The 18504-nt window shown below is 63.9% G+C and carries 22 protein-coding genes; 1 reads left to right on the forward strand and 21 read right to left on the reverse strand.

Features of this window, described 5'->3' with window-relative positions; all coding sequences use genetic code 11:
* Nucleotides 1-7 precede the first annotated feature (7 nt).
* The 20 genes from K3136_RS09420 to K3136_RS09515 all read right to left on the reverse strand — a co-directional run bounded on the left by K3136_RS09420 (nt 8) and on the right by K3136_RS09515 (nt 16088).
* A complete protein-coding gene (locus tag K3136_RS09420) occupies nt 8-550 on the reverse strand; it encodes a superoxide dismutase family protein (protein ID WP_247711325.1) in 543 nt (180 codons plus the stop codon).
* Between the two features lie 95 nt (nt 551-645).
* Entirely contained in the window at nt 646-1773 is a 1128-nt protein-coding gene (locus K3136_RS09425; RefSeq protein WP_221430060.1) for an OmpA family protein, read from the reverse strand.
* Between the two features lie 201 nt (nt 1774-1974).
* The gene (locus K3136_RS09430) at nt 1975-2427 is read right to left on the reverse strand and encodes a DUF2793 domain-containing protein (protein ID WP_221430061.1); all 453 of its coding nucleotides are present in this window, start codon (nt 2425-2427) and stop codon (nt 1975-1977) included.
* A gap of 22 nt (nt 2428-2449) precedes the next feature.
* Entirely contained in the window at nt 2450-4624 is a 2175-nt protein-coding gene (locus K3136_RS09435; RefSeq protein ID WP_221430062.1) for a GTA baseplate fiber-binding domain-containing protein, read from the reverse strand.
* Nucleotides 4625-4633: 9 nt separating this feature from the next.
* Nucleotides 4634-5044 carry an NlpC/P60 family protein gene (locus K3136_RS09440; protein WP_221430063.1) on the reverse strand — a complete coding sequence of 137 codons (411 nt, stop codon included), beginning with the start codon at nt 5042-5044 and terminating at the stop codon, nt 4634-4636.
* Nucleotides 5041-5856: a DUF2163 domain-containing protein gene (locus tag K3136_RS09445; RefSeq protein WP_221430064.1), complete on the reverse strand. Its 816-nt coding sequence runs from the start codon at nt 5854-5856 to the stop codon at nt 5041-5043. The genes K3136_RS09440 and K3136_RS09445 overlap by 4 nt, the downstream gene beginning before the upstream one ends.
* Nucleotides 5853-8159: a DUF2460 domain-containing protein gene (locus K3136_RS09450; protein WP_221430065.1), complete on the reverse strand. Its 2307-nt coding sequence runs from the start codon at nt 8157-8159 to the stop codon at nt 5853-5855. The genes K3136_RS09445 and K3136_RS09450 overlap by 4 nt, the downstream gene beginning before the upstream one ends.
* 10 nt (nt 8160-8169) lie before the next feature.
* Nucleotides 8170-8733: a tail tape measure protein gene (locus tag K3136_RS09455; protein ID WP_221430066.1), complete on the reverse strand. Its 564-nt coding sequence runs from the start codon at nt 8731-8733 to the stop codon at nt 8170-8172.
* Entirely contained in the window at nt 8723-8920 is a 198-nt protein-coding gene (locus K3136_RS09460; RefSeq protein WP_221430067.1) for a phage tail assembly chaperone, read from the reverse strand. The genes K3136_RS09455 and K3136_RS09460 overlap by 11 nt, the downstream gene beginning before the upstream one ends.
* Nucleotides 8921-9259, reverse strand: a complete 339-nt coding sequence (locus K3136_RS09465) for a gene transfer agent family protein (RefSeq protein WP_221430068.1) — start codon at nt 9257-9259, stop codon at nt 8921-8923. It abuts the gene before it with no gap.
* Nucleotides 9256-9663 carry a phage major tail protein, TP901-1 family gene (locus tag K3136_RS09470; RefSeq protein ID WP_221430069.1) on the reverse strand — a complete coding sequence of 136 codons (408 nt, stop codon included), beginning with the start codon at nt 9661-9663 and terminating at the stop codon, nt 9256-9258. Before K3136_RS09470 ends, K3136_RS09465 begins: the two co-directional genes overlap by 4 nt.
* Before the next feature lie 9 nt (nt 9664-9672).
* The gene (locus K3136_RS09475; RefSeq protein ID WP_221430070.1) at nt 9673-10065 is read right to left on the reverse strand and encodes a DUF3168 domain-containing protein; all 393 of its coding nucleotides are present in this window, start codon (nt 10063-10065) and stop codon (nt 9673-9675) included.
* Complete coding sequence (locus K3136_RS09480) at nt 10065-10205, reverse strand: hypothetical protein (protein ID WP_221430071.1); 141 nt, start codon at nt 10203-10205, stop codon at nt 10065-10067. Before K3136_RS09480 ends, K3136_RS09475 begins: the two co-directional genes overlap by 1 nt.
* A complete protein-coding gene (locus tag K3136_RS09485) occupies nt 10202-10738 on the reverse strand; it encodes a head-tail connector protein (RefSeq protein ID WP_221430072.1) in 537 nt (178 codons plus the stop codon). The genes K3136_RS09480 and K3136_RS09485 overlap by 4 nt, the downstream gene beginning before the upstream one ends.
* A gap of 71 nt (nt 10739-10809) precedes the next feature.
* Entirely contained in the window at nt 10810-11958 is a 1149-nt protein-coding gene (locus tag K3136_RS09490) for a phage major capsid protein (protein ID WP_221430073.1), read from the reverse strand.
* Between the two features lie 107 nt (nt 11959-12065).
* Complete coding sequence (locus K3136_RS09495; protein ID WP_221430074.1) at nt 12066-12512, reverse strand: HK97 family phage prohead protease; 447 nt, start codon at nt 12510-12512, stop codon at nt 12066-12068.
* The gene (locus K3136_RS09500) at nt 12509-12817 is read right to left on the reverse strand and encodes a DUF6127 family protein (RefSeq protein ID WP_221430075.1); all 309 of its coding nucleotides are present in this window, start codon (nt 12815-12817) and stop codon (nt 12509-12511) included. The genes K3136_RS09495 and K3136_RS09500 overlap by 4 nt, the downstream gene beginning before the upstream one ends.
* Nucleotides 12814-13968, reverse strand: coding sequence for a phage portal protein (locus K3136_RS09505; RefSeq protein ID WP_221430076.1), 1155 nt, complete (start codon nt 13966-13968; stop codon nt 12814-12816). Before K3136_RS09505 ends, K3136_RS09500 begins: the two co-directional genes overlap by 4 nt.
* A 322-nt stretch (nt 13969-14290) precedes the next feature.
* The gene (locus K3136_RS09510) at nt 14291-15625 is read right to left on the reverse strand and encodes a DNA-packaging protein (protein WP_221430077.1); all 1335 of its coding nucleotides are present in this window, start codon (nt 15623-15625) and stop codon (nt 14291-14293) included.
* A gap of 1 nt (nt 15626) precedes the next feature.
* Nucleotides 15627-16088, reverse strand: coding sequence for a hypothetical protein (locus K3136_RS09515; protein WP_221430078.1), 462 nt, complete (start codon nt 16086-16088; stop codon nt 15627-15629).
* 236 nt (nt 16089-16324) lie between these two features.
* Here K3136_RS09515 and K3136_RS09520 point away from each other — a divergent pair, with 236 nt between their 5' ends.
* Nucleotides 16325-16987, forward strand: a complete 663-nt coding sequence (locus K3136_RS09520; protein WP_221430079.1) for a YqaA family protein — start codon at nt 16325-16327, stop codon at nt 16985-16987.
* Between the two features lie 18 nt (nt 16988-17005).
* On the opposite strand, the gene K3136_RS09525 is transcribed toward K3136_RS09520, so the two are convergent.
* On the reverse strand, nt 17006-18418 hold the full coding sequence (locus tag K3136_RS09525) for an Ig-like domain-containing protein (protein ID WP_221430080.1): 1413 nt from the start codon (nt 18416-18418) through the stop codon (nt 17006-17008).
* Nucleotides 18419-18504 lie beyond the last annotated feature (86 nt).

Genomic DNA, 18504 nt, shown 5'->3' on the forward strand with positions numbered 1-18504 from the left:
CGGCCGCCTAGCGGGTTTGCGTGAGCACTCCGCAGGCCACCCGTGAGCCTGCATCGCCTGCGGGGTCGCTGAGATAATCATCGGCCCCTGCGTGGATCACGATTGCGGTGCCATCGGCATCGAAGAGCTGTTCCCGCAGGGCTGCGGTGTCGGCGCCGAGATCGACATCGGCGCTGGCACTACGCGACGCACCGACGACGAGGTTGGGCAAGTCTCCGAGATGCTTGCCTTGCGGGTTGAGCGAGCCGTGCTCGTTCCCGCCAGGATTGAGGTGACCTCCAGCGCTTGTGAAGCCAGGGGCTTCGCACTTGCCTGTCGTGTGGAGATGGAAGCCGTGCTCGCCGGGTTCGAGACCGGTAGCCAGTACAGCCAGTGTAAGTGTCTGCCCGTTGGAAACCAGCTGAGCGGTTCCGGCAGGCACTCCGTTAGCGAAGGTCAGCCGGGCCTCGGCGACCCGTTCACTGGGTAGATCGCCCACGGTCGAACAGGCTGCAAGGGCTGCGGTGGCGGTGAACGCGAGTGCGATCGTCAATGGCGTGCGGGTCATCATTGGTCCTTAGCTAAGCAAGACGTTTCGATAGCCCAAACGAAAAAGGGGCCGGATTGCTCCGGCCCCTTCTCGGTGTTTCGACTCTTTCGAGTGAATTACATGCCCGAACCCGGACCGTAGGTGACTTCCACACGACGGTTCTGGAGTTCACGGACGCCGTCTGCGGTCGGAACGCGCAGCTGGCTTTCACCGAAGGCTTCGCTGCTGATCCGGCCATCGGGGATGCCGCGGGCGGTCAGGTAGTCGCGAACCGACGTGTTACGACGCTGGGCGAGGCCGAGGTTGTACTGCGCCGAGCCCGAGGTGTCGGTGTGGCCAGCGAGCATGACCGAAGCCGTGCCGCAGTTGGCGTATGCCGAAACCGCGTTGTCGAGGATCGTCGCTGCTTCCGGCGTGATGTTCGACTCGTCCCAGTTAAAGAAGACGATGTACGGGCCCTGCTGGCAAACCGGCGGCGGCGGCGGAGGCGGCGGCGGCGGAGGCGGCGGGGGCGGAGGCGGCGGCGGCGGCGGCGGCGGCGGGGGCGGCGGGGGCGGCGGCGCAGCGCCGAAGTTGTAGCTCAGCGTGCCCATCAGCGAGTGGGTGCGGAGCTTGCCTTCCAGGTCGCGACCACCGAGGTCGACGAGTGCGACGTCTTCAGCCGTGAACATGCGATAGCGCAGGCCGACATCGATGTTGTCGGTCAGCGGAGCGCGAACGCCAGCGAGAAGCTGCCATGCGAGGTCGCTGCTCGAGTCGTCGATCGACGGGCCGTTGACGTTGACTGCCATTTCGACGTTCGTGCGAGCGACACCGATACCAGCACCTGCATAGGCCTGGATACCGTCGTCCGAACCGAAGTCGAACAGGCCGTTGAGCATGAAGCTCAGGGCGTCGATGCCACCGTCGGCGACATACGAACCACCGGGCGTACGGCCGTTCGGGCCGAGGCCGCTGGCGATACCGCTCGTGCCGATAAGGGCTTCTTCGATGTCCGCGTCACGATAGCTGACTTCTGCTTCCAGACGGAAAGCACCGAAGTCGTAGCCGACGTAGCCGCCGACATCGTAACCGGTGTCGGTGCCAACGACGATTTCGTCGGTTCCGGCGTCGACATCAAGATCGAGGTCTTCCACGATCATCGGGCCGAATTCGGCGCCGATGTACCATGCATCCTCTTTGGCGAGGGCAGGCGAAGCAAGGGCCGTAGAGGCCATCGCCATGCCTATGACGAATTTCCGCATTATTTATTTCCCCTTTTTGCGAATTGGAGCCACCGAGTGAAACTTATCTAACTTTGCCTAGTCTCACTGGCAAGCGGGCATTGAACGGGAACTGTTGCAAGAATGTCGCGCTTTCCGATTGAAACCTTTCGAAAAAACGACTGCATGATCCCTCCATGACGCTGGCCCAACGCCGCAACCGTATAGCGGTTCCCGCAGGGCTCAGGAAAATAACCCGAATTCCTTCAGTGCCGACAATAGGTTGGCCAGGGCGTCGCGTGCTTCGACATCGACGACGCTCCCTCCCGACGGCTCGGCAGGCGCGGCCAGTCGCTGCCACCCATCCGAGAATATGAGCCAGGTCGCTTGCGATGTATCTCGAATGAGCATTCCTTGCTTCGGAGCGACCATAGTCCACTGGGTTCCGTCCCATCCGGCCAGCGCACCGTCATTGCCCGCCCATTCGCCGGTGGCGTTGGCCGCGATGAGGTAGCAATCGCCAGCGACGACGCTCGTCGGGGGATCGGCACGCTCATCGACGACGTTTGGCTGGGTAAGCAGGTCCAGGCGCGCCAAGGCTTCATTGACGACGAACTCCTTCTGGGCCTGGCCGGCGAATAATAGGGGCAATGAATGGCGCGCGGTTGTGGAAGTATAGCTCGCGATATTCGTCATCTGTGTTCTCCGAAATTGGCTGTCACTCGGGGCGTCCCAGCGAAAGCGGGCGAGAGAGGGCGAAACTGCCTTGTTGCCGCACCCAGAATTCGAGGTCGGGGCTCGCCAGCATGAGAGCGGCAGCCTCTCCCCCTTCGATTGCGAGAGAGGGTGTGGGCGTGGTCCAGAGCGCAACCGGCTGGTCGAGCGGACCGAAGCCGACCTGATAGCTTTCCGCCTGTTCGACGAGCGGCAGCTCGACTTCGGCCGGCCAGTCCCACTGGCCGCGCGCGCGGCGGGTCCATTCCAGGAGCAGCGAGCCGCCGGACGATAAGGAAATGACCGGATGCACGGGGGAAGGGGGGCGCAGGCTAGCGCCTGGATTCTCCAGATTCGCAATAACCGCCGTGTCGTCGCCGAGGCCAAGCGCGGCATAAGATTCCCCTCCAGCAGCCAGGCCTTCTTCCGTCAGCGGCGAGAGTCCCCGGTCGAGGAGAATGGCCAAGGCGCCCGACTGATGGCCTTGCCCGGCCTCGAACTCGGTGGCGCCCCGGCCTCGGAGCAGCCCTTGCAATTGCCATCTTCCGCCATCCAGCGGTGTGGCATTGGCGAACTGGATGATCTCCTCGCCCACGAGCATCCGGTTTTCGCCAGATGCGAGGCCGGCCATGTCCGTGCTGGTCAATTCAGCCTGGGCATCGACCAGGTCGACAAGAAGCTGAGCGGAAGGTTCGAATCGCAGAGCAGAGGAGGGCGGCATCAGATCGACTAGCGTGCCGATGACCGCGCGTTGATTGAGGGTCTGCCCCGTTTCGACCAGGGCGCCATCGCGCACGGCGAAAAAGGCCGCACCGGGCCAAAGATCTCCGGAAGACGTCGCCGCGGCGTAAACCTGACGCTGGGATGCACTGCCGCGACCGTCCCAGGGGGTCTCGAAAACCTGCAGGGTCGTCGGACCGACGCTGCGATCCGGTGGCACCCAACCCGCGCCCGGGTCGGCAATGATCCCGGCAGCTTCGGTGTTTCGATGCCGCGCGAGTTCTAGCTCGACGCCGTTCGTTCGCCATTCCCAGCCAACGACCTTCCAGAGCCCGGCCGTGTCTGGCAGCGTAACCAGACTGCCCGGTCCGAGCGCCGGGTCCAACTCGCCCGTACGCCAATAGAGATTGTCGGACTGTGCAGTTCCGCGCGATCTTGCTCGCGACACCAGTTCCAGGGCGTCGCTAGCTCGCAGCGCGCCCGGGAACTGGTAGGTGCGCACCTCGCGGTTGTCGCCATCGGCATGTTGCACGCCCGGTTGGTAGTCGCGCGCTGGATCGTAATAGCGCAGCGCTGAAAAGGTCCTGCGGGCACCCTCCGAGCGGGTGCGGGCAAGCCCGCTCTGCTTGCCGAACTCGCCTTCGTCCCAGGTTGCCGGCCCAGACAGGGATATGGGCTGGTTCGCAAGGCCCGGCTCGCCGCTGAAGGCTAGGCCCTGGCCTGAAATGTCCGATGCCAGCGGATGAATTCGATTAACGGTCCCGATAACGCTGCGAAGGCTGCCGCCCTCGTGACTGAAGCCGGTGAGATGCGGGAATTCGGTTCCTTCGCGGACTTCTGCATCGGTATCGACAAGCAACTCTTCGATCAGGCGGGAACCGTCTCCAGCGATCACCTCGAAGCTCAACGCGGGTATCCTGTTTCCGAAATCGGTCAGGTCGAGATCTTCGAACACGGCATAGGCGCAGCCGCGGAAGGCTGGGCATTTCGAACCGAGCGCGGCTTCCATCAAGGGATCGCACGGCTGGTCCATCCGGCCTTGATAGACGCGCAAAGTCCCTGCGGTTTTCAGATCTTCATTCGCCCCGCGCAGCAAGTTGCCATCTGCCCAGATGCGGCCAATGCGGTTGATCGGCCTGCTCGAAAGCGCGACTGCGAAACTGACCGAATAGCTATAGGTCACCGTCTTCGGCTGACCCTTGCCGTTTGACTGCTTGTCGCGATGCTCCTGCAGGTCGGTCGACCAGATTATCGTTCCGGGAACTCGCATCGACCCGTAATGCCGGGCTATCGGAGTTCCATAGCTCGAGCCGGTAACCGCGAGTTCCTTGAGCCTCGGACCTTCACGGTCATCCGGGCCGAAAAGCTGGCTGTCGATGGCGTTGCCGGCGAGCGAGCCGACCAGTTGGCCGATGGGCCCGAACAGGCTGCCCACCGCGGTAAGAACCAAGGTTGCCATGATCAATTTCTAGTCACTGGTGAGGCGCCATTGCGCGAGAGATCGCCATGCCGGCAGCCCGCCCTGGAGCACGACGCGGCGTAAACCTGCGTGCGCGTGGACGAAGCGATTGCGTCCGAGCGCAATGACGAGATGTTGTTGGTCCGGGCCGGGAGTAACGAGCAGGAGGTCTCCGCGAAGGATTGCGCCAGAGATTTCCTCAAAGCCGCAGCAAAGTGCCGCTGCCGCGAAGGGAGCGATGGAAAGATTGCGCAGGTGGTAAGGCGGCAGAACTGCCTTGGGGCCACCGGCATTTTCCAGCGCGCAGGCAACCAGCCCCGCGCAGTCGAGCCCGGTGCATGGTTCGCGTCCGTGCAAGCGAAAGCGCGCTCCCTCCAGACGCTCCGCCTCGGCCGCGAAGCGCTCGGCAAGCGAAGTCATCGCGGCTGGGGGTACTGGGCGAGCAGGTCGTTGCCCGGCAGGAACGGTTCGCCCTGGAAGTTGATCGCATTGGCGAAGCGCGATGCACAGGTCGCGACCGTCTTGTCGCAGCCCTCCCGCAGCAGCACGCGCTGGCCCACAGCGGTTGCCGGATCGAGCAATTGGTCGAGTTCGAGCTTGCCGCTTCTCTCGGCGACGATGCGCATGACCAATCCGGTCTGCGGTCCGTCGAGAAAGCGCAGTTCGCCAAGCGAGTATGCGGTATGATTGGCTAGGTCGAGCTGGACCGTATTCGCGAGCAGGTCGACCGACACGACGGTGCTTCGGATCGTAAATGCTGCGGACGACAGCGTGCAGCCCGGACCGCAGAAGCGTGCCCTGCAAGAGGGGCTTGCGCGCGGAACAGGGTCGATTTCGAGATCGGCCTTGGCCGACTGCAGCTGCGCGGAAAACCCCGCCGCATCTTGCCTGACGGACCCGATCGAGCCCGAATAGAGGCTTGCGCTTTCAAGGGTCTCCCAGTCGATAACGCCGGTTTCCACCCGCGCACCGTCGAACCGGCCGGTCGCAAGGTCGCCCGGCCTGATCGTGTCGTGACCTAGTGCGCCTTCGACTTCGGCCTCGTCGTCGGCGAGATCGATCGACTTGCGGATGGCAGAGGGAAGCATGCCCGGCGCCGCGCGATGCAGGACCCCGCCGAACCAGATGTCGCGGTCATGCGTGGTGAAACCCAGCGTCACTCCGTCTTTGCGGTGGATGCGCCAATATGCGGCGACCGTATCGAGATCGCGGTCGAAGAAGATGCGGCTCATGATGTCTCGCGGATTTCGATCAGCGGCACAGAAGGCGCTTCGCCTGCGGCAAAGGTTGCGCCGGAAATGTCGAGCCGGTCTTCGGCAAAGCGTACAGGCACATCGAAGAGGAAACCTGCGCGGATTTCCGATCCCGCGGCGGGAGCTGCGTCGAACCGGATCACGCCCTTGCCGACATGCGTCCAGCCGGATGCGGGCTGGCCGTCGATACTGACGAGAATGCTGCCATCCTCGGGACGGGTAATCGGACGCTGCTGATCGCCGTAGTTCCGGCGAAGCTGGAAATCGGCAAGCATTCCGTCGCCAGTGCCGATTATCTCGTCGAATGCGGTCGGTTGGCCGTCGCCTCCGTTCGAGCTGAAGTCGTAGGGATCGCGCAGGCGAAATCCGCGAGCTGGGCCATACCGTGCGCGGAAGAACTCGAGCAGCACGCGCAGCTCCGCCTGCGAGCGGACGCCGGGGCCGACGTCATAGCGCATGCGTGCATCGCTCCAGAGTGCATTGCGGCGCTCGTGGCCCGAAGCGGTCACGGCGACGCTGGTCGAAAACTCGGGGCTGGCAGAGGCATCGCGCCCCAGTGCCAGCGGGTAGGCGACATCGTCGAAGGCGTTCACCTCGTCCTCCTCGTAAGTGGGCAATCTTGTGTATCCGTCGCGCAAAACCTGCGGCAGCGCCCAGACGAAGCGCTGGGAGATGCCGCGCTCGCGTGCATCGTCGAGTGCGCGGTCGATGCGCGGCCAGAAGACATGGGCATCGGCTTGGTCGAGCACGAAACCGGCGAGGTAATCCTGCCGCTCGATCGGGTAGCCGAGGCGCGCCTCGACGAACTCCAGCGCTGCCTTGCGCGCAGCATCAGCGCCGCTGGTGAGCCAGTCGTAGTCCTCGAGCTGCAACCTGTCGAAAGCCGGCCATGCCCAGCCGCTCGGAAGGTTGGCGCGGTACAGTTCGGGCATTTCGGGATCGAGCACCGTCGGCGTGAAGGCGAGGAGCAGGATCTCGGCCTCTTCACTGGCCGCATCGCGTACGGCCTGCGCCAGCGCTGCGGTCGCATCGGCGAGCGCCTGACCGGCGCGGTCGAGCAGTGCCTTCTGATCCGCGTCGAGCGGCTGGCGCATGTCGGTAATCGCGACCATGTCACCGCCCCATTCGGCGCGTGCTTTCGCGTCATAGATGCATGGTGCGCCCGTATTCGACTGGACCCACCACCATGGTTCGCCGATCTGGAACAGGACCTTGGCGCCCGCCCCTTCGAGCAGGGCGACAAAGTTCACAGCGACCGATTGCAGGAAGGTCATCGCGCTCGGATTGAGCGGCGAGAGCAGGGCCGAAGGCGGGTCCCATCCGGTGCGTCCGAAGCCCCAGTTCCAGTCGCGCTGCTCCCACCAGTCGGGGCAGTCCTGCGCCAGCAGCTCGAAGGACAGCGAGGCGATCGGAGCGAAGCCCATCTCAACCGAGCGAGCGAAGAAATCCGCGTGCCAGCTGGTGGCAGGGCCGCACAATTCGCCGGCATACTTCACCAGCGAAGCCGTGTCCTGGAGCCGGTAATAATGGCTCATGCCGACATAGTGGACGATCCGCCCGCGGTAGCCGAGCTGTTCGACCTGCCGCAGCAGGCGTGCCGGAGTCTGGTTGAAGGCATCGTCATAGGCCGTCGCCATCTGCTCGCCATGCGCGGGGATCATCACATCGCTGATCTCGAGCATGGCGCCTTCGCCTTCGCAGGAGATGTCGGAAATCTCCGCCCATGCATCCTGCCTTGCGGACAGTCGCTCGCTCGAACCCTCGACATAGCCTTGGGGCGCAAGGCTGATGAACATGCGGTCAATGTCGCCCGGCTCGATCGCTTCGCCGGGCAAGGCATAGCCGGACTGAAGCTCGCTGAAGGGCAATTCGATCAGTGCGTCTTCGATTGTGCCACTGGCGAAATTCCACAAACGGATATACCAGGCACGCGAGATGCCGTTTGCATCGCGGCCCTCGATCGTGAGCGTCGGACCATTGGGCTGGTCGAGCGCGATCAGGCCCGACGAGCGCCAGCGAAACCGCAGCACGCAATGCGCGTAGTCGCGGCGGGTCGCGTAAGCGAGGAGCGGGTGGTCGAGCGTGTCCTCGCTTTCCCAGATCAGCCCTGCAAGTTCGCCCTCGTGATAGAACTCGGCGTCCACCCGCATCGCGTCATGCGACGTTGTGACGACGCTCGCCATCATCGGGCGCGGGAAGTTCACCGTCCAGAATCGCGGATCGAAGCGCTGGATCCAGTCGGAATGCTGTCGCCTCCGCTCGGAGGCTAGCCAGAATGCCATTGTTCGCCTCCTAGGCCGTTAGCGCGCGACGTACTGCGCTCGCCACCTGGCGCGAGGACCGCTGGAGCGAAGCGGGCGCAGAGCTTCCGCGCGGCTGGGGCAGGTTGATAGAGACGCGCACGTCGTTGCGCGTGCCGCCGATAGACGCGTTCCTCTCGACCCGCCCTGCGCTGTCCGGGACGAACAGTTCCGGCCCGCGCTCGCCCACGAGATAAGGCGTCGAGGGCGAGACAAGTCCCCCCGTCGCGCGTCCGGGGAGGCCGAACAGGCCAGTCAGTATTCCGCCGATTCCGCTTCCTCCGCCCAGACCTGCAAAGATCTGCTCGAGCCCTCCTGAAAGCGCCTTCGCGGCGATTTCGTCGAGCGCGGCAAGGGCGGTGCGCTTGAGGTCCTCGAAACCCAGCTTCCCGTCTTGCAAGGCGCTCTTCAGGCTGCGCTGCAAGACCTTTCCTGCATTGTCGAAACCGGGCAGCAGCGAGCTGTCGAAATCGCTCTTCATGCGGGCCACGTCCTGCGCAAAGCCCGATGTTTCGGCGCGCACCGACACGACGAGCTGTTCGAAATCATCTTCCATTGCGATCCCTTTCGATCATCGCCGCGATCTCATCGCGGCTGGGCGGCGCGTCGGCCTGCTCGACCGGCCCGAGAGAGGCGGCAAGTTCTGCAGGTGTCGCATTCCAGAAGGTGTCGGGCGTCCAGCCGAGCAGGCGTGCGGCCATGCCGGACAGCCTGACTGCGCAGCCCGAGAAATCCTCTGCCATTCAGCGCCCGCGAAGAACCTGGCCGAGAAGCAGCTTGAGCGGGACCGATGCACGGGCCACGCCCATCTCGACGACCGCTTCACCGACATCGGCGCGCTCGACAACGCCCGGTCTGGCGAGGCAATGCCAGAACAGGGCGGCGATTTCGGACAGGCGTAGCTCGCCTGCAGCGGCGCGTTCAACGAGCGCGAAGAGCGAGCCGAGTTCTTCCTCCGCCCGGCACAACGCATCGAATGTGGGGCGCAAGACAAGCTCGCGCCCTCCCACATGGATCGAGGTTTCGCCCCTGGCTGGGTTTCCTGTTGCGCTACCGCCTTCGGCTGCTTGAGCTTGGGTCACGCGGGCACCACGGCGCCCGAACTTTCGAGCTGCATCGAATACGTCCGCTCGCCATTGAAGTCGCCGGAATAATCGAGCCGCTCGACCAGAAAGGACCCTTGCATCTTCGCGCCGTCCTCGAAGCTCAGCTCATAGTCGTCGATCGTACCGGCGAGCGCATGGGCGCGGATTGCATTTTCCGCATCCGAACCGAGGAAGATGCCCGAGGCACTCACCGAAACCGATCGCGTCCCCGCGCCCGAAAGCAGGTCGCGCCAGCCGCCGCTCTCCTTGTGCGTGACCACCACCGTGTCGCCGTTGATCGACATGTTCGTCGTGCGCAGGCCGGCTACGATTTCATAAGTCACGGGCGAACCGCCGTCGCCGATCTTGAGCAGGAAGGCGGCACCTTTTTGTGCTGTCATTGGTAACTCCTAGGAAGTCGAAAGAAGACGGAAGCGGTATTCGAGAAGCACCGCCCGGATTGATCGCGCGCGGCGTTCCACGCGGCTGCGCAGGAACTGCGTGCTCACGATGCGAAAGCTTGGCTGGGCCGGAGCCATGGTGGCGATGCGCTGTTCGATGCGGGTTGCGATGGCGGCGCTCGCGGCGGGGTCGTCGCTGCGGTCGAGAAGCTCCAGCGCCAGGCGCACTTCGCGCCCGGTGCTGGTCTTGGTCGACCAGTCGGCCGACGCGCTTGCCGCGATGGACAGTGTGGGTGCAGGTGCGGGCGAGGGCCCCTCTTCCTGCACGGCGTTGAGCGATGCCGATAGTTCGGTGTCGCTGGCGAGCCAGTCGACAAGCGAAGTGCGAAGGGCACTCTCCATTACAGCGCTCCTTTCAGAAATTCGGGCCACAGCTGCCGAGGGTCTCGCCAGTCGACGCGCTTGCGGCGCAGCAGGCGTTCGGCTCGTTCGAGTGCGATGCGTTCGGCGCGTGCCTGCAGCCGGTCCACAAGCGCGCTCACAGCCGCAGCTTTCGCCATGGTCTCCAGAGCGCTGCGATGGCTGCGGGCAGCTGGCCCGGTTCCCCTCGCTCTCGCTCGCGGAAGCTGTGGGCTGCATGCCGGATGACGCCGTGGCGCAGACCCTCGTCGAGGTCCTCCCATTCGCTTGCCGCGCCGGCGTAATAGCGCAGCTCGAGGCGAGCTTCGGGGATTTCGCCGGCGAGAGTGAATGTCGCGCAGCCATCGGCCTCGAACGTGAGCGAATAGTCGTCAGCGGTCAGCAGCCGTGCGTCGAGCCCGTCGATTGCAGTGGCGTCGATCAGCGAGATGCAAGGTGTTGCCGACAGCCGGTGAGAGACGGCGGCGGACAGCATGGTCTCGCGCACCTCGCATTTGAACGGGACCGTGCCGGTGAAGCGTTCGCATAGCGCCAGCGCGCCGGCGATCAGTTCGGTCAGCAATTCGTCCTCATGTGCCGTGCCGATCGATAGCCAGCGCTTGAGTTCGGCAAGCGGCGCTCCGCTCAGGCTCGGCGGGGCGGAAATGTGTTTCATAAACAGCTCGCAATGGTCGGCTGGAAAAGTGCGCCCGCGCCGAAGGGGGGGCGGCGCGGGCGCGTCGCGGATCAGAGCTCGATCTTGAGCAGCTTGATCGCGTTGGAATCGAGCACCTGGCCGCCCACGCGCTTGGTGGCGTAGAAGTGGACGAAGGGCTTGTTGGTAAAGGGATCGCGCAGCACCTGCGTCGCGCTGCGTTCCGCGATCAAATAGCCGTGGCGGAAGTTGCCGAAAGCGATCGGATATTCGCCTGCCGCGATATCGGGCATGTCTTCTGCTTCGACCACCGGATAGCCGAGCAGGCGATCTGGCTGCCCTTCGACAAGGCCCGGCTGCCACAGGAAGGCGCCGTCGGCGGTCTTGAGCTTGCGGACTTCGGCAAGCGTGGCCGAATTCATCACGAAGCTTGCGCCCTGACGATGACTTGCCTTCATCGTGTGTACGAGGTCGATCAGCTTGGCGTCGGGATTGGTGTCGAAGCCGTCGGCATCGCCCGAGCCGATATACTGCAGCGTACCGAAAGCGCGCACCGCGTCCTCGGCAGTCGAAACGGGCGAGGAGAGGAAGCCCATCGGCTGGTTCGAACCGCTACCGCCGACGAAGGCAGCACCTTCGGCACGGGCGAATTCCATCGCAATCTCGCTGGCGAGCCAGCTTTCGAGGTCGAAACCGGCATCGTCGAGCATGGCTTGGCTGGCCGCGGGGTTGGCATAGAGCTCACCGGTAGGCGGGGCGATCTCGGCGAAGTTCGGGGCATCGGTTTCGGGGCGGCCCGCAGTCTCGCTCACCCAGCCCGAGGCGGTGCCACCGGTGGTGACGAGCTTGCGATAGCCGGCGCTGCCCGTCTGGACGACCTGGCTGATAGCGCGGATCGGGCTGATCTCGGTCAGCTCGCGGGCGATCATCGCATCGATCTGGCGCGGCACGGCATAGCCACCGTCCGACGGCACCGAACCGCTGATCGACTTGATTTCGGTGGTAGCGCCGCGGCGCAGGTAGCCATTGACGAAGCCCTTCACTTCGGGTGCGGCCTCATCGGTGCCGCCGATTGCCGGACGGGCGGCGCGCGTCGCGGCCTGTGCGATCTTGTCGACACGGGCCCTAACCTCGTCAACGTCGCTGCGCAGGGCAACCATGTCGGCTTCGGTCTTGTCCTGACGGGCGACGATGTCGAAGCTGGCTTCGGCGGCGTCAGGGGTAGTCGTGGGGGTATCCATAGGAATTCCTCTTTCTTCAGGGCACAAAAAAGCCGCCCGGAAGGCGGCGAGGGTAAATGGGTGTGTTCTTGGACGCGGCAGCCAAAGCGCGACTGCGCGTCGGCCGGTCAGGCCGAAGCCAAGCGACCCGGACGGGTCGCGCCCGGCGTTTGAGGGTCTGACAAAAAATGCACCCGGGCACTATCCTGCAGGGGATGCGTGACGAGGCTGACCTCGAACAGTTCGATATCGGCGAGCTCGCGGCCATTTGCGGTCTTGCGAAAGCCGCGCGCCCGGTAGCCGAAGCTGAGGCCGTTCACCGCCCGCTCGCGCAGCAGCTTGGCTGCGCGCCCTTGCGGGTTGTCGATGCTGGCAATGATGCGCAATCCGCGCGCATCCTCGCCCGCGGTTTCGATCCAGCCGATGCGCTGGTCGGGACGGTGCTGCCAGTAGAGAGGGAAGGGCTCGCGGCGTTCGGCCAAGGTGCGATGGAAGGCGCCGGGACGGATGATGTCTCGCGCGCCGTCCGGCTTGTCGAAGAGGGCGGCATAGCCAGCGATGCGAAGAGCGCTCACGAAAGCATCTCGCCCGCGCCGAGGCGGACCGCGATCCCGACCAGCAACAGCGCGAGAGCGCCGCGCACGATCCACTCGATCGCCGCCTTCCACGCGCTGGCCTTGGCATCGCGCCAGGCGGAAAGCAGCTCGCGCAGTTCGTCGATGTCGTCCTGAGCATCCGCATCGTCGAGACCCAGCCGGCCGAGCACGCGGCGCGCGCCCAGTTCGCTGGATTCCTCCACGATGGCGCGCAGGGTCACGAGGTCCGCGCCTTGCGTATCGGCCTGCGCGACCAGCCGCGCGAGCATGTCTTCACGAGTCATTGCTGTACCTTTCTGGCTGGCAGTCCGAGCAGCTCGCGCTTCTCGTCCGCATCTAGGAAATCGGCAGAGGTCACCTGGCTCCAGAGCTTCTCGCGGTCGTCGGCGAGCGCGGGGACACGGTCGAGATCGACGCTCGGCGGCTCGGCAAACCAGTCGCTCATGCCCGCTTGCAGCCCCTTCAGTATCTTCGAGAGCAACGGCAGCAGCGTGAGCCGCCACAGCGCGCGGTTGGCCTCGCGGTAATTGGCATAGGTGTTGTCGCCCGGCAGGCCGAGCAGCATGGGCGGAACTCCGAAGGCGAGCGCAATATCGCGTGCGGCGGCTGCCTTGAGCGTGGCGAAATCCATGTCGGCGGGCGAAAGGCTCATCGCCTTCCAATCGAGCCCGCCCTCGAGCAGCATTGGCCTGCCCGCATTGCCCTGGCCCTGGAAGGCGGCGGCGAGTTCTGCCTTCAGCCGGTCGAACTGCTCGGCCGACAGGCCCGCCGCATCGCCGCTGTCATAGACCAGTGCGCCGCTGGGCCGCGCAGCATTGTCGAGCAGAGCGCGGTTCCATACGCTCGCTGCATTGTGGATGGCGACTGCGGGCGCGGCAGCGGCAAGGCAGCCTGCGCCATAATGATCGTCGGTCGGGTGGAAGCCCTTGAGGTGAATGACGTTGGGCCACCCGTCTTCGTCCTCAAGCGGCAGCGTCAGCGTGCGGTCGGCGAGGATGTAGCGATAAGCGCTCGGCCAGCCATCCTCGCCCGCCACCACCTGCACCCGCTCGGGACGAAGAGGGTAGAGTTCGACCGGCACGCCCGCCCCGTCCTTGATGATCTGGACAAAGGCGTTGCCATGCAGCGCGAGATGCGCGGCGAGCACTTCCAACAGCGGCTGCGACCCGCAGGAGCATTCGATGAGCCTGCGCAACTTTTCGTCGGGATAAATGACAGGCGCGCCGCCGACACCCTCGGCCACGATCCGCACCGCACGCTGCGCCACCGGATTGGCGAGATAGGCCTCGCCCACCTCGCGGCTGTAGTCGAAGGGCGCATGACCCGGGGCCGCATCGAAGGCAGTCGCCCAGGGCGATATAAAGCCGCGGCTGACAGGCACGCGCGATTGCCCCCCGCCCTTGAAGGCGGTGGCGAGACTGGTGAGGAAGGACATGTGATGCTCCTAGAGTTCGAAGCCGAGATAGTGGAACGTCGAAAATCGGGCCGTTAGGGAAATCGAAAGATCAAACTTATTAGGCATTTACGCTCAAGATTAAGGGGCAAGTTTTCGTAATGAGCGGACCAATTAAATCGCATAAGCATCATCAAGCGAAAGCGGCCTCGTCGCAGCGCCGAACAAACTCCGGCGTTCCGACATATGAGTGCCTTCACTGTAAGAACCCATTTGCCTTCGGCGCTGGCGTCGTCACTCCAGACGCGGCTATTTGCGATATCTGCCTTTAGTATCTCGATTTTGAGCCAGCGCTCGGACCGTGCTAAACCTGCCGGACCCGCGGCCTCTTGGCTTTGCCGAGCATCAATTCCGTAAGCGCCCAGACGAGCGCGTCTGCACGGTCCGGCGAGCGTCCCGGGCCTTCGTAACCGCCGCCCGCCATCAGCCCGCAGAGCTGGTCTTCGAGCTTCGCGAACATTCCGGCGTGCTTCACCCGGCCCGCTTCGTAGAGCGCGGCGACCGGCTCGGCCCTTGCTGCCTTGCCGCGGCTGGCGTGCACCAGCTTTAGCGGCAGCGACACATCGGCGGCGCGCAGGACGCTTGCGACCATGTCGCCGCCTTGGTTGGCTTCGGCGACCACGCGGTCGGCATCCCACACGCTTGCAGCTTCGGCCACGGCGCGGGCCCATTGTTCGGGTGAGGCGGGACCGATCGAGCAGTCTGCGAGGACAAGGCCATTGCCGTTCTTGTCCAGCGCGCAGGCCACGATGCCGCATTCGTCGCCTTTGGAGCTGGCCGGGGGATCGACCCCGATCACGACACGCCGGTTACCTTGAGGCGCGCTGGAAGCGCGGCACCTATCGAGCAACGAGCGGCTCCACAGCGCGCCATCGATATCTTCGAGCAAAATTCCGTCGAGCTCCTGCAAGCCCAGCGCGCTATTGCCGAATTCCGCATCCATCGCGGCGAGGAACTTGGTCGGCAGGTTCGCGGCATTGTCCCGCGTCGCCCCGCGCGTCAGCACCAGACCTTGCGTGCGCTTCTCATCGAGCAGGCGGCGCAGCAGCGGGACGGCGCGCGGCGTGGTGGTCGCCATGATCCGCTGGTCCTTGCCGAGCCTGAGCCCAAGCAGGAGGTTGTCCCAGCTGCGCGTGGCGCGTTCATGGCTGTTGGACCATTTCGCCACCTCGTCGCACCAGGCATGGCTGTGCTGCGGACCGCGCAGGCTCTCCGGCTCGGCGGCAGAATAGAGCGTTGCAATGGCGCCGTTGGGCCATGTGACTGTCCTGAGCGAGGACTGGTATTCCGGGGCGCGCCAGGGGGGCGAACAGGCGAGAATGCCGCTCTCTCCTTCGACCATCACCGAACGGACTTCGCCAAGCGATGCCCCGACAAGAGCGATGCGCGCGGTTGGATCGCGATCCGCCACTTCCAGTACCCACTCGGCGCCCGCCCTGGTCTTGCCGAACCCGCGCCCGGCCATCACGAGCCATGTCTGCCAGTCTCCCGGTGGTGCGAACTGGCTCTCGCGGCCCTGCTTACGCCAGTGGTAAGGCCATTCATCCCGCTCGGCAGCCGTCAGCTTGCGAGCAAGCGCGCGCTTGTCCGCGGCAGTCATGGCGTCCATCCAGTCGGAAGGTTCGGGTTCCTGTCCCATGTCAGTGCGGTTCCGACCGGGCTTGTTCGCGGGCCGCCACGCGTTGCCGAATCTCGTCCACCTTGCGATCGATGGAGGCACGGATGTCCGCGACGCTGGTATTGCTGCGCTGCGCCCGGACTTTCGCCACGCTGTCGCGGTGAGCTGCAAGGACGCGCAGCGCCGAAGCGAAGTCGTATTTGTTGCCGTCGTCGGTCACGAAGTCGCCTTCGCGCAGGCGCCTCAGGACCTCGAGCTCGAGATGGTCGTAACCTTCGCACAGCGCATCTTGCCAGCGCTGGTAGAACTGCGGCTTTTCCCGGCGTTCGCGATAGGCCTGGCCGGGTTCGATGCCGGCCTCCTTTGCCGCTTTCGTCACATTCGAAGTCCGGGCGAGGGCCTCGATAAAGGCCTCCCGCCAGCGCGAGCTGACCTTCTTGCCGTTGTTCTTGCCGTGTCGCTGTGTCGTTCTGACTTCTGCCATCGCGCGGCCTCCCGATCCGGCGACAGCATGAAACACGAAAGGGCGACCCTGTGGCCGCCCTTGCTCCGACCCGCTGGCCGGTGAATCACACTATCGCGATGTTCCCTTTATGTGCCAAAACAGCGTGACGATGTCAAGCAAAAAGAACCAAATAGGTTCATCGCAGGTGATTGCCAACAGCTCCTTGCTCGCCTAATCCGGCGTGCACCTTTCGGGACGCGAGGAATCACCCCCCAATGCTGATGAAACCGTTGCGCGGGCTCTACGACTGGACAATGGACAAGGCCGCGCACCCGCATGCCGTGTGGTGGCTGGCTTTCTTCTGCTTCGTCGAATCGAGCTTCTTCCCGATCCCGCCGCATCCGCTGCTGGGCCTGATGTGCCTGGCCGAGCCGAAGAAGGCGGTGAAGTTCGCAATAGTTGCGACCTTGTCCTCGGTCGCGGGCGCGCTGCTCGGCTATGCGATCGGCTGGGGGCTCTACGATACGGTCGGCGTGTGGCTGATTTCCGCGCTGGGCCTGACCGAAGCCTTCCCTGTCGCCGCCTGCCATTTGCGCGAATACGACTTCGAGGCGATCCTGATTGCAGGCGCCACGCCGGTGCCGTTCAAACTGCTGACGATCACGGCGGGCTTCGTCGGCATGAACCTCGTCACCTTCGTGCTCTCCAGCCTGTTCGCCCGCGCGCTGATCTTCATGACCGTCGGCATATTGTTCCGCGTTTTCGGCGCACCGATCAAAAATGTGATCGAGAAGTATCTCGGCCTCGTGACCACCGCCTTCGTGGTGCTGGTGGTCGGCGGCGTGCTGGTGCTGACCCAGCTCGGCGGCAGCGAGGACGAAGAGGGCGGCGTGTGTTCGGGCGTGACCGAGGTAAACCCGGCAGCAGAGGCTAGCTGAGACGATTGTCAGGCTGGGTCAGAGCTGTTCGGAAACTGCGCGATATAGTTCGCCGTCACCGTCAAGCACGAAGAGCATCCCATTGGCGATTGCCATACCCTTCACGTTTTCCAGCGTCCCTATGTCTGTTTGAAACTCGCCGACAATCTCTGACAGTTCCGAGTTGCCCGAAACATCCTGGGATTCCAAATCTGCTGGATCAACCTGAAAGAACCGGCCGTCACTTGTCACGGTGAGAAATTGCTCGGCGCGATTGGGCACTGCAGTTCCCGTATATGTGATCGCGGCGAAATTGCCATGGGTGGTGCCATTGCGGTCGTATGCCAGAACCGGATCGCGAAACGGCCCCACGCCGCCCGCTTGAACCTCGGCCCGCCCTTCACGGTAAAACCAGCCAAAATTGATGGCGGTCTCGTCAATATCGAAGCGGTTGATCTCGTCGTAACGAGTGTCGCCCTGATCCAGAAAGAAGATCTGGTCGCCGACCCTGGTGGCGCCGACCGGTTTGTGAGTGCCGATGCCGGTGCGCGCGAAGATGAATGGACCACAAGCGGCGCCCGGGCAGGGAGCAGTGCGCGGTGTTACCCTTACAACATTCCCTAGCATTCCTTCTTCCTGCGCGCGAGACGGCTCACCTCCATCGTCGATAAAGAAGAGAACGGAGCTATCGCCGCCGCCCAACACCAACCCTCCGATCTGCGGGGCTTGCTCCTCGGATATCACTGTACCGCTGATCGCGTTGCCGCCGCTCCATTCTCCAACTAGGTTGGCCCGGATAGTCCTCGTGATAACGTGATGCATTCCGTCGAAGAACGCTGTCTCGATGACATAGGCGATAAGCCCGCCCTCATCGGAAGGAAAAATCCCTAACCCAGCAGCTCTTGCGTTGCCGCGGTCGATGTCGTTCTCAAAAATATTGCCAATGTCGCTCGTAGTCTCGTTGACCGTATCGAATGCGAAAATCTGGCCATCCTCGGTTCCAAGGTACAAGGATGTCGAATCTTCCTCGCCCATAATGTGCACGGCATCGACGAGATTTGTCGCAACTCTCTCGAGATTAACGCCATCGGCAAGATTCGATACGGTGACCGCGAGTTCGAGCGTAGAACTGGCCCTTCCATCGCTGACCGCCAGAGTTACCGAATACACATTATCGCCGTCAGAATCGCCGGGATCTTCGAAATTGGGAGCATCAACGAAACTCAGTTGTCCGCTGGCGGTGAGCTGGAACGATTGAGCGTCTGCTCCGCCCGCAATGGAGAAGTCTAGGGCGTCTCCGTCACTGTCGCTCGCTGCTGCAGTGTAGAACGTTCCCGCGTTATTCTCGTCCACAGTCGCGGATGCGGGGGAAGAGAAACGGGGCGCGATATTCTGCGACGATCCCGCTGAAGGGCCATCATCCCCGCCGCAGCCTGCAATAAGGAACGCCATGCCAAATGCCGGCGCAAGTTTCTTAAGTATCACGACCCAACCCCCAATCTATTCAATGACCGTAACTGTGGAGCGGCGACAGTCAA

Origin of the sequence: Qipengyuania gelatinilytica (assembly GCF_019711315.1) — a bacterium.
GTDB lineage: Bacteria > Pseudomonadota > Alphaproteobacteria > Sphingomonadales > Sphingomonadaceae > Qipengyuania > Qipengyuania gelatinilytica.

Coding starts and splice junctions, on each gene's coding strand:
- K3136_RS09420 (WP_247711325.1), bottom strand. CDS start 550: ATGATGACCCGCACGCCATTGACGATCGCACTCGCGTTCACCGCCACC.
- K3136_RS09425 (WP_221430060.1), bottom strand. CDS start 1,773: ATGCGGAAATTCGTCATAGGCATGGCGATGGCCTCTACGGCCCTTGCT.
- K3136_RS09430 (WP_221430061.1), bottom strand. CDS start 2,427: ATGACGAATATCGCGAGCTATACTTCCACAACCGCGCGCCATTCATTG.
- K3136_RS09435 (WP_221430062.1), bottom strand. CDS start 4,624: ATGGCAACCTTGGTTCTTACCGCGGTGGGCAGCCTGTTCGGGCCCATC.
- K3136_RS09440 (WP_221430063.1), bottom strand. CDS start 5,044: ATGACTTCGCTTGCCGAGCGCTTCGCGGCCGAGGCGGAGCGTCTGGAG.
- K3136_RS09445 (WP_221430064.1), bottom strand. CDS start 5,856: ATGAGCCGCATCTTCTTCGACCGCGATCTCGATACGGTCGCCGCATAT.
- K3136_RS09450 (WP_221430065.1), bottom strand. CDS start 8,159: ATGGCATTCTGGCTAGCCTCCGAGCGGAGGCGACAGCATTCCGACTGG.
- K3136_RS09455 (WP_221430066.1), bottom strand. CDS start 8,733: ATGGAAGATGATTTCGAACAGCTCGTCGTGTCGGTGCGCGCCGAAACA.
- K3136_RS09460 (WP_221430067.1), bottom strand. CDS start 8,920: ATGGCAGAGGATTTCTCGGGCTGCGCAGTCAGGCTGTCCGGCATGGCC.
- K3136_RS09470 (WP_221430069.1), bottom strand. CDS start 9,663: ATGACAGCACAAAAAGGTGCCGCCTTCCTGCTCAAGATCGGCGACGGC.
- K3136_RS09475 (WP_221430070.1), bottom strand. CDS start 10,065: ATGGAGAGTGCCCTTCGCACTTCGCTTGTCGACTGGCTCGCCAGCGAC.
- K3136_RS09485 (WP_221430072.1), bottom strand. CDS start 10,738: ATGAAACACATTTCCGCCCCGCCGAGCCTGAGCGGAGCGCCGCTTGCC.
- K3136_RS09490 (WP_221430073.1), bottom strand. CDS start 11,958: ATGGATACCCCCACGACTACCCCTGACGCCGCCGAAGCCAGCTTCGAC.
- K3136_RS09500 (WP_221430075.1), bottom strand. CDS start 12,817: ATGACTCGTGAAGACATGCTCGCGCGGCTGGTCGCGCAGGCCGATACG.
- K3136_RS09505 (WP_221430076.1), bottom strand. CDS start 13,968: ATGTCCTTCCTCACCAGTCTCGCCACCGCCTTCAAGGGCGGGGGGCAA.
- K3136_RS09510 (WP_221430077.1), bottom strand. CDS start 15,625: ATGGGACAGGAACCCGAACCTTCCGACTGGATGGACGCCATGACTGCC.
- K3136_RS09515 (WP_221430078.1), bottom strand. CDS start 16,088: ATGGCAGAAGTCAGAACGACACAGCGACACGGCAAGAACAACGGCAAG.
- K3136_RS09520 (WP_221430079.1), top strand. CDS start 16,325: ATGCTGATGAAACCGTTGCGCGGGCTCTACGACTGGACAATGGACAAG.
- K3136_RS09525 (WP_221430080.1), bottom strand. CDS start 18,418: ATGGCGTTCCTTATTGCAGGCTGCGGCGGGGATGATGGCCCTTCAGCG.